This is a genomic window from Pandoraea vervacti, assembly GCF_000934605.2.
Taxonomy (GTDB): Bacteria; Pseudomonadota; Gammaproteobacteria; order Burkholderiales; family Burkholderiaceae; genus Pandoraea; species Pandoraea vervacti.
Map to the genome: position 1 here is coordinate 3658787 of NZ_CP010897.2, position 15048 is coordinate 3673834.

At 62.9% G+C, this 15048-nt stretch carries 13 protein-coding genes; 4 read left to right on the plus strand and 9 right to left on the minus strand.

Going from position 1 to position 15048, the window contains the following annotated elements:
* Positions 1-3: 3 nt before the first annotated feature.
* A complete protein-coding gene (locus tag UC34_RS15930) occupies positions 4-450 on the minus strand; it encodes a GatB/YqeY domain-containing protein (protein WP_044456313.1) in 447 nt (148 codons plus the stop codon).
* Between the two features lie 448 nt (positions 451-898).
* The gene (locus tag UC34_RS15935) at positions 899-2155 is read right to left on the minus strand and encodes a BaiN/RdsA family NAD(P)/FAD-dependent oxidoreductase (protein WP_044458270.1); all 1257 of its coding nucleotides are present in this window, start codon (positions 2153-2155) and stop codon (positions 899-901) included.
* 89 nt (positions 2156-2244) lie between these two features.
* On the opposite strand from UC34_RS15935, the gene tsaD reads away from it, so the two are divergent.
* Positions 2245-3276: a tRNA (adenosine(37)-N6)-threonylcarbamoyltransferase complex transferase subunit TsaD gene (gene tsaD / locus UC34_RS15940; protein ID WP_044456314.1), complete on the plus strand. Its 1032-nt coding sequence runs from the start codon at positions 2245-2247 to the stop codon at positions 3274-3276.
* A 100-nt stretch (positions 3277-3376) separates the two neighbouring features.
* On the opposite strand, the gene folE2 is transcribed toward tsaD, so the two are convergent.
* From folE2 to UC34_RS15960, 4 genes are all read right to left on the minus strand, one after another.
* Positions 3377-4186, minus strand: coding sequence for a GTP cyclohydrolase FolE2 (gene folE2 / locus UC34_RS15945; protein ID WP_044456315.1), 810 nt, complete (start codon positions 4184-4186; stop codon positions 3377-3379).
* Between the two features lie 197 nt (positions 4187-4383).
* Complete coding sequence (gene dxs / locus UC34_RS15950) at positions 4384-6297, minus strand: 1-deoxy-D-xylulose-5-phosphate synthase (protein ID WP_044456316.1); 1914 nt, start codon at positions 6295-6297, stop codon at positions 4384-4386.
* 243 nt (positions 6298-6540) lie between these two features.
* Positions 6541-7437 carry a polyprenyl synthetase family protein gene (locus UC34_RS15955; protein WP_044456317.1) on the minus strand — a complete coding sequence of 299 codons (897 nt, stop codon included), beginning with the start codon at positions 7435-7437 and terminating at the stop codon, positions 6541-6543.
* 240 nt (positions 7438-7677) lie between these two features.
* Positions 7678-7947, minus strand: coding sequence for an exodeoxyribonuclease VII small subunit (locus UC34_RS15960; protein WP_044456318.1), 270 nt, complete (start codon positions 7945-7947; stop codon positions 7678-7680).
* Positions 7948-8175: 228 nt separating this feature from the next.
* Between UC34_RS15960 and UC34_RS15965 the strand changes: the two genes are divergently transcribed.
* The 3 genes from UC34_RS15965 to UC34_RS15975 all read left to right on the plus strand — a co-directional run bounded on the left by UC34_RS15965 (position 8176) and on the right by UC34_RS15975 (position 11336).
* On the plus strand, positions 8176-9291 hold the full coding sequence (locus UC34_RS15965; RefSeq protein ID WP_044456319.1) for an aromatic ring-hydroxylating oxygenase subunit alpha: 1116 nt from the start codon (positions 8176-8178) through the stop codon (positions 9289-9291).
* Positions 9292-9551: 260 nt separating this feature from the next.
* Positions 9552-10406: a DMT family transporter gene (locus UC34_RS15970; protein WP_044456320.1), complete on the plus strand. Its 855-nt coding sequence runs from the start codon at positions 9552-9554 to the stop codon at positions 10404-10406.
* A gap of 45 nt (positions 10407-10451) precedes the next feature.
* Entirely contained in the window at positions 10452-11336 is an 885-nt protein-coding gene (locus tag UC34_RS15975) for a sulfurtransferase (RefSeq protein WP_044456321.1), read from the plus strand.
* 54 nt (positions 11337-11390) lie between these two features.
* Here the strand turns inward: UC34_RS15975 and UC34_RS15980 are convergent, their stop codons facing one another.
* The 3 genes from UC34_RS15980 to UC34_RS15990 form a co-directional block, all read right to left on the minus strand.
* Positions 11391-12230 (minus strand): ZIP family metal transporter, encoded by an 840-nt coding sequence (locus UC34_RS15980; protein WP_052811091.1) that lies wholly within the window; start codon positions 12228-12230, stop codon positions 11391-11393.
* Positions 12231-12449: 219 nt separating this feature from the next.
* The gene (locus UC34_RS15985; RefSeq protein ID WP_044456322.1) at positions 12450-13325 is read right to left on the minus strand and encodes a dienelactone hydrolase family protein; all 876 of its coding nucleotides are present in this window, start codon (positions 13323-13325) and stop codon (positions 12450-12452) included.
* 275 nt (positions 13326-13600) lie between these two features.
* On the minus strand, positions 13601-15007 hold the full coding sequence (locus tag UC34_RS15990; protein WP_044458272.1) for an NAD(P)/FAD-dependent oxidoreductase: 1407 nt from the start codon (positions 15005-15007) through the stop codon (positions 13601-13603).
* Positions 15008-15048: the final 41 nt, after the last annotated feature.

Sequence of the window (15048 nt, forward strand, 5' to 3'; positions counted from 1 at the left end):
GGTTTACGCAGCCAACGCCGCCTTCACTTGCGCCGACACGACGGTCATGTCGGCGCGACCGGCCAACAGGCCCTTGAGCACGCCCATCACCTTGCCCATGTCCTGCGGTCCGGCGGCACCCGTTTGTGCCACCGCCGCCTTCACGGCCTGCGCGACTTCGTCTGCCGAGAGCTGCTGCGGCATGTAGACCTTGAGCACTTCGAGTTCAGCGGCCTCCTTGTCGGCCAAATCAGTGCGGCCGGCAGCCTGGAACTGGCTGATGGAATCCTTGCGTTGTTTGATCAGCTTGTCGACGATAGCGACGGTGGCGGCATCGTCAAGCTCGATGCGCTCGTCGACTTCCTTTTGTTTGATTGCCGCAAGCAACAGACGGATGGTCCCCAATTTATCGGCGGCCTTGGCACGCATGGCCGTCTTCATGTCTTCGTTGATGCGTTCTTTCAGACTCATGAGCAGGGATTCCGGAATTCGATTACGTTTCAGTGTAGTGCATGCCGCCCCAAAGAAAAGGACGGCGACGGAGCGCCGTTTGCCGCCCGAAACCGCCGCCGCTGCACTGGCGCAGGATTGAGCGAGGCACAAAGCACAAAAACCCGCTTGGGGAGACGACCACGGATGTGATCACAAGCGGGCTCGCCGGAGACTCGGACCACCCCGGCCAAACGCCGGGTGGGCGCTTGCCTCCGTTGACGTGTCGGACGCTCAACGCACCATAGTGCGCCGGAGCCGTCACAGGCAGGTCTACCAACAAGCGCCGAAACGATGGTTGCTGCCGATTTGGCGTCGTCTCCACGAAGGAGAGAGCGTAGCATAGCCGTCGAGTGGCCGTCTATGCCAGCGCGTCGCCTTCTCGCAGGGCATTCAACCGTCGACCATCGGCGCCCCATCCCCCGAGCCCTTACATGGCAGCGCCGCCAGTTCCCTGCGCCGACGGCGACCGAATGCTCTCGGACATGGCGTGGGCACACGCCACCGCCGACGCCCATGCCCACTGGAAGTTATAACCGCCGAGCCAACCCGTGACGTCGACCACCTCGCCGACGAAGTGCAGCCCGGGTTGGGACCGCGCCTCCAGGGTGGCCGACGACAACGCCCGAGTGTCCACCCCCCCGCGCGTGACTTCCGCCTTGCGCCAACCTTCCGAACCACAGGGCTTGAGCGTCCAGCCGGAGAACGCCTGCGCGAGCGCACGCAACGCCTTGTCAGGCAACTCCTGTACGCGGGCTTGCGGCGACAGGCCGCTATTGGCGACCCATGCATCGGCCAAGCGCGCCGGCACCCATTGCGCCAGCAAGTTGCTCAATTGACGTTTGGATGTCGCCTTGGCATCAAGCAATGCAGCCTCGATGTCCGACGATGGCGCCAGATCGAGCGTAATTGGCTGTCCGGGCGTCCAGAAGCTGGATATCTGGAGAATGGCCGGTCCCGAAAGCCCGCGATGCGTGAACAGCAAGTCTTCGAGAAAACGCCCGGCGTCCTTACCCTTGCCCGTGCTGACCTCGACCTCGAGCGACAATCCCGACAGGCCCGCGAAAGGCGCCCACGTCGACGCATCGAACATCAAGGGCACGAGCGCCGGACGCGGCTCGACAATGTCGAGGCCGAACTGCCGCGCGATGCGGTAGCCCCAATCCGTCGCGCCGATCTTCGGAATCGAGAGTCCGCCAGTCGCGATCACGAGACGTTTGGCTGCGATATGCCCCGCATCTGTCGTCAAATGATAGCGATGCAGCCCACCCGCCTCCGTATAGGTCACGGTATGGACCGCGCAGGGCATGCGCCAGTGCACATGACCGGCAGCACACTCCTTGCGCAGCATGTCGATGATGTCTTCCGCGCTTTCGTCGCAAAACAGCTGTCCGCGATGCTTTTCGTGCCAGGCAATGCGGTGACGCTTGAGCAGATCCAGAAAATCGCGCGGCGTATAGCGTGCCAACGCCGAACGGCAGAAACGGGGATTTTCCGACAAATAATTCGCCGGCCCTGCGTTGATATTGGTGAAATTGCAGCGCCCGCCGCCTGAAATCCGGATCTTCTCCGCCAGACGTGTCGCGTGATCGATGAGCACCACGCGCAGCCCAAGCTGCCCGGCCACGGCCGCGCACATCAGGCCGGCTGCGCCAGCCCCTACAATCGCTACATCGAACTTTTCCATGGCGCGCATTGTAACCGGCAGCCGACAGGACCGACTGGTATACTTCCCGGTTCTCCCCATTCATGACGCCGCGCGCCTCCCCTCCCGCCATGCTGGTTTTAGGCATTGAAAGCTCCTGCGACGAAACCGGGCTCGCCCTGTACGACACCGAGGCCGGGCTGCTCTCGCACGCGCTGCATTCGCAGATTGCCATGCATCGCGAGTATGGCGGCGTGGTGCCCGAACTGGCGTCACGCGACCATATCCGCCGTGCCCTGCCGCTTGCCGAGGAAGTCCTCGCGCAGGCCGGCAAGCCGCTGAGCGCCGTAGACGCCATTGCCTACACCCAAGGCCCCGGCCTCGCGGGCGCATTACTGGTCGGCGCAAGCGTTGCCAATGCCCTGGCGTTTGCGCTCGATCGTCCAGTCGTCGGCGTGCACCACCTCGAAGGCCATCTGCTGTCGCCACTGCTCGCACCGGACGCCCCCGACTTCCCGTTCGTCGCCCTGCTGGTCTCAGGCGGGCACACGCAGTTGATGGAAGTTCGCGCCTTCGGCCAATACGCCATGCTCGGCGAGACGCTCGACGACGCGGCGGGCGAGGCCTTCGACAAAACGGCCAAGCTGCTGGGACTCGGCTATCCGGGCGGCCCGGCGGTCTCGCGCCTGGCCGAATTCGGCACCCCGGGGCGTTACGACCTGCCGCGACCAATGAAGCATTCGGGCAACCTCGATTTCAGCTTCAGCGGACTGAAGACTGCGGTGCTCACCCAAGTGCGCAATCTCGGCGGCAACGTCTGCGAGCAGGAAAAGGCCGACCTCGCCCGAGGCTTTGTCGACGCCATCGTCGAAGTGCTCGTCGCCAAATCGATGGCGGCACTCAAGCAGACAGGCATGAAAACGCTGGTCGTGGCCGGCGGTGTGGGCGCCAACGCGCAGCTTCGCGCCGGATTGAACGAAGCCGCACGACGTCGCGGCTATCGCGTGCATTACCCGGACCTCGCGTTTTGCACCGACAACGGCGCGATGATCGCTTTTGCCGGCGCGATGCGTCTCAAACACTGGCCCGACGAAGCCGACAGCGAATACGCCTACACCGTACGGCCGCGCTGGGACCTCGCCGATATCGTGCGAAGCGTCTGACGTCGGCGTCCGGCGCTGCCCATAAAAAAACCGCTCTGAAGAGCGGTTTTTTTGCGAGCGACGCGTCATCCACGCCGAATCAGTGCCCAATCAGGCCCAATCAGGCACCCATACGCTTATCGCGCTCGATCACGGCATACGCGCTGTGATTGTGAATCGACTCAAAGTTCTCGGCCTGGAGCACATAAGCCACGATACGCGGTTCGTTGTTAAGACGCGTCGCCACGTCACGCACCAGATCTTCCACGAACTTCGGATTCTCATACGCGCGCTCGGTCACGTACTTCTCGTCCGGGCGCTTGAGCAACCCCCACAGTTCGCACGACGCTTCTTCCTCGGCCATACGCACCAGATCCTCGACGGCGATATCGCCCGTGATCTCGGCATCGATCGTGATGTGCGAGCGCTGGTTGTGCGCACCGTACTGCGAAATCTTCTTAGAGCACGGGCACAGGCTTGTGACCGGCACCAGCACCTTGAGCCACACGCGCGTCTCGCCGTTGCGCACGTCGCCCATCAGCGTCACCTCATAGTCCATCAAACTCTGGACGCCGGAGACCGGCGCCGTCTTATTGATGAAGTACGGGAACGTGACCTCGATCCGCCCGGCTTCGGCCTCCAGCTTCTCGAGCATGCTGGCGAGCATCGCGCGGAAGCCGGCGACGTCCAGCGGCGCGCGGTTCGCTTCAAGCAATGCCACGAAACGCGACATGTGCGTGCCCTTCTGGTCGGCCAGCAAATGGACGTCGAGATTGAACAGGCCGACAGTGGCTTGCACATCGCCGTCGGCCAGGCGCACCGACAACGGATGACGGACACCGCGCACACCAACGCGCTGAATCGGAATCTGCCGGGTGTCGACGGTGCTCTGCACATCCGGCATGACGAAAGCGGGATTCATCTGGTTCATCTAGTTTCCTTCTTTGCCGGCAAGCCGACTGGGGGGAGGCAATGGGCAAAACGTACCCGATGCGCGACTTGCGAGCCTGCGCGGACGCCACCGGGGATGTGCCGGCGAACCCCGGCACGGGATGGGATGCGCTATGAAAAACGAAACGATCCGGCGCGCGAGCCGGATCGTTTGGACACTCAGGACTTCCGGGCGATTCAGGCGACGAGTTTCGTCGTCTTGCCGGCCGCCTGCGAGGTGTCGACCGGCTGGAGATCGAACCGCTCGCAGATCGACTTGGCGATGCCTGCGGCATCGAGACCCACTCCTGAGAGCAGCAGTGCCGGGTCGCCATGATCGATGAAACGATCAGGCAGGCCCAATTGTAGTACGGGTCGGTTACCCCCGCCGGCGAGCAGGGATTCTGCGACAGCAGAACCCGCGCCACCCATGATGCTGCCCTCTTCGACCGTCACGAGGTAGTCGTGCGTCTTCGCCAGACGCGCAATCAGTTCGTCGTCGATCGGCTTGACGAAACGCATGTCGGCCACCGTGGCGTCGAGCGTCTGCGCCGCTGCCAGCGACGGCGCCACCATGCTGCCAAAAGCCAGAATCGCGACGCGGCGTCCGGCTTGCGCCTGACTCTCGCGACGCACAATGCCCTTGCCGATCGGCAGTGCCGTCATCGTCTGCTCGATCGCGGCGCCCGTTCCTGCACCACGCGGATAGCGCACGGCCGACGGTCCGTCGATCTGCACGCCCGTGTAGAGCATCTGACGGCATTCGTTCTCGTCCGACGGGGCCATGATGACCATGTTCGGGATGCAACGCAGGAACGGAATGTCATAAGCCCCGGCGTGCGTCGCACCGTCTGCGCCCACGAGCCCCGAACGATCCAGCGCAAAGACGACCGGCAGATTTTGCAGGGCGATATCGTGGATCAGTTGGTCATAGCCGCGTTGCAGGAACGTCGAGTAGATGGCGACGATGGGCTTGAGACCTTCCGTTGCCATACCGCCCGCGAACGTCACCGCGTGCTGCTCGGCAATGCCCACGTCGTAGTAGCGATCGGGAAACCGCTTTTCGAATTCGACGAGGCCGGAGCCTTCGCGCATGGCCGGGGTGATGCCCACGATGCGCTTGTCGACGGCCGCGATGTCGCAGAGCCATTCCCCGAACACCTGCGTATAGGTCTTCTTGCTACTCGTGCTCGGCTTGATGCCTTCGGCCGGATTGAACTTGCCCGGACCGTGATACAGCACCGGATCCGCCTCGGCGAGCTTGTAACCGTAACCCTTGCGCGTGACGACGTGCAGGAACTGCGGCCCTTTGAGATTCTTGATGTTCTCGAGCGTCGGAATCAGCGAGTCGAGATCATGGCCGTCGATGGGGCCGATGTAGTTAAAGCCGAACTCCTCGAACATCGTGGCCGGCACCACCATGCCTTTCGCATGCTCCTCGAACTTGCGCGCCAGCTCCAGCACCGGCGGCGCCACGCTTAGCACCTTCTCCACGCCCTTTTTCGCTGCCGCGTAGAAGCGCCCCGACATCAGGCGGGCGAGATAGCGGTTGAGCGCGCCGACCGGCGGCGAAATCGACATGTCGTTGTCGTTCAGGATGACCAGCAGCGGCACATCTTCGTGCACGCCGGCGTTGTTCATCGCTTCGAACGCCATACCGGCCGTCATCGAACCGTCGCCAATCACAGCGATACCGAAGCGGTTCTCGCCCTTCGTGCGTGCGCCGAGCGCCATGCCGAGCGCCGCCGAGATCGACGTGCTCGAATGCGCCGTGCCGAACGTGTCGTACGGCGACTCGTCGCGCTTCGGAAATCCGGAGATGCCGCCCAGTTGACGCAGCGAACCCATCGCGTCGCGACGACCGGTCAGGATCTTGTGCGGATAGCTCTGGTGGCCCACATCCCAGACAATGCGATCTTCCGGCGTGTTGAAGACGTAGTGCAGCGCAATCGTCAGTTCGACCGTGCCGAGGTTGGACGACAGGTGGCCGCCCGTACGCGACACGCTCTCGAGCACGAAAGCCCGCAGCTCTTCGGCCAGCGGCGCGAGTTGGCGACGCTCCAGACGCCGCAGATCGGCCGGGTCATCGATAGTATTTAGAAGTTCGTACATCGTCGTTCCATATATAGGCGTTCTTTACCGGGCAGCGCCCCCTGTGAGCTGTCCCCGATCTCCTGCCGGTGCGTTCTGTGGGGAGATCGCGCCGACCCTCCATGCCCCTTGCATATTTCTGTTGCATGCGGCCCCGCAAACGCGTTGCGGCCAGTCTGCCGGGACCGTTCAGAACCTCACTTCAACCGCCATCGCATCCTGACGGCTGCGAACAAGCGGCTAACTTCTCTTACCTTGTCACGCTCAATTAATGCGATCGACCACATAATCGGCCAGCGCACGCAGCCGGTCGGCGTTGCCGAGCGACGCGCTCGCCGCGTGGGCGTCCGCACGCAGTTTCTCGGCATAGCCACGCGCCCCTTCGAGGCCCATCAGCGACACGTAGGTGGGCTTGTCGTTAGCGGCGTCCTTGCCTGCCGTCTTGCCCAGTGTGGCCGAATCGGCTGTCGTATCGAGAATGTCGTCCACCACCTGGAATGCGAGTCCGACCGCTGCCGCGTAAGCATCGAGCGCGACGGTCTCGTCGTCCGACAGTGCACGACCGCAAATCGCCCCCATGCGCAGCGACGCGCGCAACAGAGCCCCCGTCTTCAGGCGGTGCATGTTTTCCAGTTGCGACTGCGTCAGCTTGATGCCGACGCTTTCCAGATCGATGGCCTGGCCACCCGCCATGCCCAGTGCACCCGAGGCCACGGCCAGTTCGCGCACCAGCGCCAGCGATTGCGCGGCGCTCAGATCGCTCGTGGCTTCGCCCAGCAAGGCGAATGCCTGCGTTTGCAGCCCGTCGCCGGCGAGCAAACCCGTCGCTTCGTCGTACTGCACGTGCACGGTCGGCTTGCCGCGACGCAGATCGTCGTCGTCCATACACGGCAGGTCGTCGTGCACCAGCGAATAGGCATGGATCATTTCGACGGCGCATGCCGCACGGTCCAATGCCGCCTCGCTCGCCTGCGTCACTTCCCCCGCCGCGAAGCAGAGCAGCGGACGCACCCGCTTGCCGCCGCCGAGCACGGCATAACGCATCGATTCGTTGAGTCGCGCCGAGCCGCCATCGGTCGCCTTGGGCAGGGCCGCGTCGAGCGCCTGTTCCACACGGGCCTGTACTGCCTGCATCCAGGCCTTGATATTCTGATCCGCCATCGTCTTCGTCCTGCACGTGCCCTTTGGGCCGTGTGTGTTAGTGCGCGTTAATACGTGTTAATGCGCTTAACGCTTGTGAGCGTTTCGCCTGTCAACGTTCGCTAACGTTCATTAACGTTGATTAACGTTCGTCAGCGTTTGCCAACGCGTGTTATCGAGGCGCCCCGGCATCGCGGAACGCCCTGGGTCGTGGGTCACCTTGCGGTGTTGCCATAACGTAAGCTCGGTCGGACCCGGAACTCAGAACTCGTCGCGCGCGACGTCGAGCGGCTTGAGCGTCTCGCCTTCGAGCACCTTCACCTGATGCTCCACCTTCTCGAGCAAACCCTGGCAGTATTTCACCAGCACAGCCCCCCGGCGGTAGGCGCTCAGCGACTCTTCGAGTCCCAGCTCACCACCTTCCATGCGTCCGACAAGCTTTTCCAGCTCGGCTAGCGCAGCCTCATAGGTCTCGGGCAGGTCTTGCGGCGCGTCGGGCGCCGCGTCTTGCGACTTTGCAGTCTTGGCCATAAACGCAAAATTCGGGTCGAATGTTCCATTTTACGGCAAAAGCACACTAGCTCGCAGAGCGTAAATTGCCTCAAAACCGGTCGGGATGACATTTTTCGGACATTATTTAACGTAAATCATGGACTTAGCAGCCCCCGAATGTCTAGACCGGGTATAATCGTCGGTTCCCCTAAATCGATTTTTCGATGGTTGGGTTGTTCACTGCTTTCAAGCTAGACGGGAGTGGGAATGTCCAATCTAAGCAGCGCTTTGCAACTCAAACCGGCCTCGAGCCAACTGCCGGTCTACACGTATTTCGATGAGGCGCTCCTCGCCCGCGAGCGTGAAGTCCTCTTTAAACACGGCCCACGCTACGTGGGCCACGAACTGATGGTGCCGGAAGCCGGCGATTATTTCGCCCTCCCGGCCGAGCAGGAAGGCCGCATGCTGGTGCGCAATGGCGCTGGCGAGCATGACGGTATCGAACTGCTCTCGAACGTCTGTCGTCACCGTCAGGCGGTCATGCTCAATGGGCGCGGGAACACGCCCAACATTGTGTGTCCGCTTCACCGCTGGACTTACGACACGAAGGGCGAACTGCTCGGCGCGCCGCATTTCCCGGAAAAACCGTGCCTCAATCTCGGCAAGTTCCCGCTGCAACGCTGGAACGGGCTGCTGTTTGAAGCAGAAGGCCGCGATGTGCACGCCGATCTCGCACGCCTTGGCGTGAAGCACCATCTCGACTTCTCGAACTTCATGTTCGATCACGTCGAAGTGCATGAATGCAACTACAACTGGAAGACGTTCATCGAGGTTTACCTCGAGGACTACCATGTCGTACCGTTCCACCCCGGCCTGGGCAGCTTCGTCTCGTGCGAAGACCTCAGTTGGGAATTCGGCGATTGGTACAGCGTGCAGACCGTTGGCGTTCACGAAGGTCTCGCCAAGCCCGGCAGCCCGATCTACCGTCAGTGGCATGACGTGCTGCTGCGCTATCGGGAGGGCGTGCCACCGGACTTCGGCGCGATCTGGATGGTGTACTATCCGCACCTGATGATCGAGTGGTATCCGCACGTGCTGGTGGTGTCGTGGCTGATTCCCCGTGGCCCGCAGAAGACGACGAATATCGTCGAATTCTATTATCCGGAGGAAATCGCGCTCTTCGAACGCGAATTCATCGAGGCGGAGCGGGCTGCCTACATGGAAACGGCTCGCGAGGACGACGAGATCGCCGAGCGCATGGACGCCGGGCGTCGTGCTCTGTTCGAGCGCGGCGTTTCGGAAGTTGGGCCGTACCAGAGTCCGATGGAAGACGGCATGCAGCACTTCCACGAGTTCCTGCGTCGACAGATGGGTGACTTCTGAACGCGGGCATGCGACCGACTCTCACTGAATGAGAAGCACCGTAAGTGCCCCCGAAGGCGGACTGTGGCGCTGGCGGAACTGAATTAAATATTTGCCGAAAAATTCGCGAAACGGCGGGCCATGTGCCCGCCGTTTTCGTTAGAATCGTCGCCATGCTTTCGATATGACCGTGCACAACGCGTTTGTGCCGCACGGGTCGCCTGCGTTCAGCACAAAACGCGCCTGTTTGTCTCCTCGCCGTTATTCGGCCGCCACTCGCCATGCAATCGCTCTGGATGTTGGTCTCCGCCTTCATGTTCACGTTGATGGGGCTCTTCATCAAACTGGCGGCAAACGAATACAACACCGGCGAAATCGTCCTCTATCGCAGCCTGATCGGCGTGATCGTCCTCCTGGCGATTTCGTTCGTGCGAGGCCAGACGATCCGCACGCGTCACTTCGGCGCGCACGTCAAACGCAGTACCGCCGGCGTCATCTCGCTCGGCCTGTGGTTCTATTCCCTCACGCAATTGCCGCTTTCGACGGCGATGACCCTCAATTACATGTCGCCGATCTGGATTTCGCTGATCGTGATGGGCACCGCGGCGATGCGTGGCAGTTTGCGCACCGACTTCCGCCTCGTGGCTGCGATTTTCGCGGGGTTCGTCGGCGTTGCCCTGCTTTTACAGCCCACGATCGACAGTCAGGCTTGGGGGGGCGGTGTCGCAGGCGTGGTCTCTGGGGTGTTCTCGGCCATTGCCTACATGCAAGTCAAGGAATTGGGCGCCGCCGGCGAACCCGACTGGCGCATCGTCTTTTACTTCTCGCTCGGTGGGGTTTTGCTGGGCCTGGGGTGGGTGGCTATCGAGGGCATGCACGCCGTGACGTGGCGTGGTGCCGGCCTGATGTTGGGCGTTGGCCTTGCGGCGCTCATCGCACAGACCGCGCTCACACGGGCGTTTAGTCTGGGCAACACGCTCGTCACTGCGAATCTCCAATACTCGGGCGTAATCTTCGCTACACTGATCAGCATGCTTGTCTGGGGCGACTGGCCTGCGCTGGCCGGCTGGATCGGCATGCTGCTCATCGTGGCGAGCGGCATGACCGCGCTTCGCCGACCGTCACCCTCCGCCTGATCGCCGCCGGACGATTCCTCCCCCACGCCCGTCTGCGGAGACGTCATGATTCATACCCACTTCACCACGCTCATCAGTCCGCAAAATCTCGATGCGCTGATGCAAACCGCCGCCGGCGGCGGCGCCCCGGTGGTCATTTTCGATTGCCGATTCGATCTCGCCAACCCCGCGGCCGGCGAAGCCGCCTATGTGGACGGCCACATTTTCGGCGCGTTTTACGCACACCTCGAACGCGACCTTTCCGGCAAGACGACCGGCAAGAACGGCCGTCATCCACTGCCCGATCGCGACACCCTCGTACGTCATCTCGCGGCTTGTGGTCTGTCGAAGGGCCAGCAGGTTGTCGCCTACGACGCACAGGGCGGCATGTACGCGGCCCGTCTCTGGTGGCTGTTGCGTTGGCTTGGACACGAGTCGGTCGCCGTACTCGACGGCGGATTGCAAGCGTGGGAAGCCGCCGGCTTCAAACTCGACGCCGCACCGCCCGAAGAACCGCCGCCCGGCGACTTTGCGCCCGGTGAACCGCTGGCGACCACGGCCGATGCGGCGGCCATCGAACGCAATCTTACGTCGCATGAGCGTCTGGTCATCGACGCCCGTGCTCCCGATCGCTATCGCGGCGAGAACGAGACGCTCGACCCCATTGGCGGCCATATCCCCGGGGCAGTCAATCGTTTCTTCAAGGACAACCTCGGTGCCGACGGTCGTTTCAAGCCAGCGGCGACGCTTCGCGAGGAAATCACACAGATCATCGGCCACGAACGCCAGCCCGAGCGCGTGATCGCCCAATGCGGGTCAGGCGTGACGGCTTGCCACAATCTGCTGGCAATGGAGGTCGCCGGTCTGCACGGCGCCAGCCTCTATCCGGGGTCGTGGAGCGAATGGTGTGCCGACAAGCGTCGCCCGGTGGCGACCGGCCCTCAGCCCTAAGCAGGCACGCAGCGCTGCAGGGCTCCCCTGTCGGCGCCTGTCGCCAAGCCAGCGTTACCGACGGGCGTTGGCGGCGACCGGCGCCATGTCCTGTCGAGATGCCCCATCTCCTGGCACGCTCGCGAGCGCCCTGCCGCCTTCATCGTGGCCGTGACCATGATCGTGCTCGTGGTCGTGACCGTTTAGCCAGACGACCAGCGCCAAACCCACAGCGATCAGCAGAATCTGCGGCAGCGCGTCGCGCGGGGACGTGCGGCGCTGCATCTGCGGCATCAGGTCCGACACCGCAATGTAGATGAAGCTGCTCGCCGCCAATGCCAGCAGATAGGGAATCAGGCTCTGCAGACGGTCGAGCATGAAATAGCCGAGCACACCGCCCAGCAATGCCGTGAGGCTCGACGCCAGCGTCAGAACCAGCGCCTTGCGGCGTTTGAACCCGGCGTTCAGCAGCACCATGAAGTCGCCCAACTTGTGCGCCACTTCGTGCACCGTAATCGACACCGTCGCCGCCACACCCAGGCGCGGATCGGTAAGGAACGCCGCAGCGATCACCACGCCGTCGGCAAAATTGTGGATGGCGCTGCCGACCAGAATCATCCATCCGCCCCTGCCCGCTTCATGCGCGTCGTGGCCATGCTCGTGATGATGCCCGTCGCCCTCGTGGTGATGGCTGTGACGCAACAACGCGAGCTTTTCCAGCAGGAAGAAACCCAGTAACCCGCCAAGCAGCCAGCGCGTAATGACATGGGCGTCGACATGCGACTCCAGACTCTCGGGCAGCAGATGCAGCAGCGCCGTGCCGAGCAGCACGCCCGCCGAGAAGCTGACCATCTTGTCGATGAGCTTCGAGAGCAGGCCGAGCGACAACGATGCTGCGCCGAACAGGCTCAGCACGCCGGAAGCCAGCGTGGCGATTACGATGAAAAGAAAGATGGCGTCGATGGTGTTTCTCCCGCAGGCAAGCCGGCGATTTAACCAGCTTTTACCGTGACAGGCAAACCGTCAGGCCGCCTGACGCGATGACGTGCGCAACGCCACTGCGCCAGACAAGGCGATGGCCGCCGACGACTGCTCGTCAGGCAACCCTCGGCGACTCGCCCGGACATCGGCCTCTCAGGCCACGCCGTGCTTGCGGAACCAGTCTTGCGCCAGAGCCCAGCCCTGCTTTGCGTCGGCCTCGACATAGCTCGCGCGGTAGTCCGCGAAAAACGCATGCCCCGAGTTCGGGAACACCTTGAGCTCGGAAGCCTTCGACGCGGCGTCGCCCTTGGCCAGCGCTTCGCGCGCCTGCTCGACGCTTGCGACCGGAATGCCCGTGTCCTTGCCGCCATACAGGCCAAGCAACGGTCCGTGCAACTTGCCTGCGATATCGATTGGATTACGCGGAAAGTTCTCGCTCTTGTCGCCGACGATGCGCCCATACCAGGCGACCGCCGCTTTGACCTTCGGATTGTGGGCGTCGTACAGCCACGCCACCCGCCCGCCCCAGCAAAAGCCGGTAATGCCCAGACGATTGTCGTCGCCGCCGTTCGCCGCCGCCCATTTCACGGTCGCGTCGATATCGCTCATGACCTGCTGGTCCGGGGTTTTGGCGACGATCTGCGACTGAATCTCGGCAATGGTCCCCAGCGACTGCGGATCGCCCGCGCGTGCGAACAACTCCGGCGCTACCGCCAGATAACCGAGTTTGGCGAAACGTCGGCAAATATCGGCGATGTGCTGGTGCACGCCAAAAATTTCCGAAACGACGACAATCGTCGGCAAATGGGTCTTTCCGGCCGGCTTCGCGTAGTACACCGGCATTTTGATGCCGGGCACATCGAGCAGGTATTCGCCTGCGTCCAGCCCTTGCGTGTCCGTCGTGATCGTTTCGGCGGCCACCGGCAGCGCCGCCAGCGCAAATGCCGAACCGACCGCCGTCTTCAGAAAATCACGCCGGTTACGCGGCGCCACTTCAGGCACGAGACTATCCAGATCCGCTTGCGACATGTCGCACTCCAGGTGAAAACGTCGAAAAAAGAACAAAAGAGACTGTTAGAAAAACGCCGGAAAACCGCCAATCAGACGGCAAGGCGAGCCGCCGACCGAGGCCGGACGTTCGGATATTACTAGAGAGGGTACCCGCTTGCACTCGGACGCGCGCGCAAACGCACTCGGATCATTCCGAATCGACTTGGCAAAGGGATCGGAAGGAGAAGAAAACCCGGGACACGATGCGGGTCGCGCGCGCGGAACCGTCGCGCGACCCGGCTCACATCGCGATATCAATGCAGCTTCACGCGCGGCACCGTGGAGCGCCGCAGACGGTTCGCCACCGTGTCGAGCATCATGCGCCACACGCCATGCAGCGCCGCCACATGCATACGATAGAGCGAAGTGTACATGACCCGAGCGAACAATCCTTCGATAAACATGCTGCCGCCGATAAGACCGCCCATCAGATTGCCGACTGCGCTGAACTTGCCCAGCGAGACGAGCGAGCCGAAGTCACGATAGGTGAAAGTCGGCAGGCTTTGCCCTTTCAGACGCGCATCGATGGCCTTGACGAGAAAACTGGCCTGTTGGTGCGCTGCCTGCGCCCGCGGCGGCACGAAGCCGTGCTCGGGCCACTCGCAACTCGCACAATCCCCGAACGCGAAGATGTCGGGATCGGTCTTGCTTTGCAGCGTGGGCAACACTTCGATCTGATTCAACCGGTTGACCGCCAGCCCCAACTTGCCGAGCACCGGCGGCGCCGTAATGCCCGCCGACCAGACCGTAATGTCGGCCGGCAACACCTTGCCGCTCGTGGTGGTCACTTCGTTCGGACGCACCTCCGCCACCGAATCGCCGCAAAGGATGTCGACGTCGAGCTTCGTGAGCAAGCCGGCCACCGCGCCAGATACCCGCTCGGGCAACGCCTTCAGAATGCGCGGACTCGATTCGATGATGGTAATGCGCACGTCCTTGCGCGGGTCGAGCTTCAACCCGTACGAGCGAAGCACTTCCGCCGTATTGCGCAACTCGGCCGAAAGCTCCACGCCCGTCGCCCCGGCGCCCACGATCACGAGATTGACCTTGTGACGCTGGGCCTTCGGCGGCGACAACAACGCGCCGGCGGGGGCGTCCGGTGTATCGGAAGGGACAGCTGCGTCCGCTGCATCCGCCGCGTCCGACAGGGTCGCCTGAAGCGGCGTGTCGGCGGCATTCTGCGCGCGAACGCACGCCGCCATCAATCGACGGCGGAAGCGCTCGGCCTGCTCGACCGTATCGAGCGCGATGGTGTGTTCCTGCGCGCCCGGCACGCCGAAGAAGTTGGTGGTGCTGCCGATGGCGAGCACGAGCGTGTCGTAAGGCAAGGTGCGCTCGGGCAGCAAATCGCCCTCGCCTTCGTCGGCCGCCGCCGGCACGGCCGCGAGCCGGATGGTCTTGGCCGCGCGATCGAGCCCGATCATCTCGCCGGTCGCGAACTCGAAGTGATGCCAGTTCGCCTGAGCGACGTACGAGAGCTGATGTGTCGCCGTATCCATGACACCGGCCGCGACCTCATGGAGCAACGGCTTCCAGATGTGCGACAACGAACGGTCGACCAGCGTAATCCGAACGTCCTTGCCACGCCCGTACTTGTCGCCCAGGCGGGTGACAAGTTCGAGACCGCCGGCGCCACCGCCGACCACAACGATACGATGCACACTCACGATAACTCCCCGTGCTTGGAAAACCGTCCGGCCGG

Bases quoted from the DNA above. Each gene is read 5' to 3' on its own strand.
- UC34_RS15930 (WP_044456313.1), bottom strand. From the start codon at position 450: ATGAGTCTGAAAGAACGCATCAACGAAGACATGAAGACGGCCATGCGT.
- UC34_RS15935 (WP_044458270.1), bottom strand. From the start codon at position 2,155: ATGGAAAAGTTCGATGTAGCGATTGTAGGGGCTGGCGCAGCCGGCCTG.
- tsaD (WP_044456314.1), top strand. From the start codon at position 2,245: ATGCTGGTTTTAGGCATTGAAAGCTCCTGCGACGAAACCGGGCTCGCC.
- folE2 (WP_044456315.1), bottom strand. From the start codon at position 4,186: ATGAACCAGATGAATCCCGCTTTCGTCATGCCGGATGTGCAGAGCACC.
- dxs (WP_044456316.1), bottom strand. From the start codon at position 6,297: ATGTACGAACTTCTAAATACTATCGATGACCCGGCCGATCTGCGGCGT.
- UC34_RS15955 (WP_044456317.1), bottom strand. From the start codon at position 7,437: ATGGCGGATCAGAATATCAAGGCCTGGATGCAGGCAGTACAGGCCCGT.
- UC34_RS15960 (WP_044456318.1), bottom strand. From the start codon at position 7,947: ATGGCCAAGACTGCAAAGTCGCAAGACGCGGCGCCCGACGCGCCGCAA.
- UC34_RS15965 (WP_044456319.1), top strand. From the start codon at position 8,176: ATGTCCAATCTAAGCAGCGCTTTGCAACTCAAACCGGCCTCGAGCCAA.
- UC34_RS15970 (WP_044456320.1), top strand. From the start codon at position 9,552: ATGCAATCGCTCTGGATGTTGGTCTCCGCCTTCATGTTCACGTTGATG.
- UC34_RS15975 (WP_044456321.1), top strand. From the start codon at position 10,452: ATGATTCATACCCACTTCACCACGCTCATCAGTCCGCAAAATCTCGAT.
- UC34_RS15985 (WP_044456322.1), bottom strand. From the start codon at position 13,325: ATGTCGCAAGCGGATCTGGATAGTCTCGTGCCTGAAGTGGCGCCGCGT.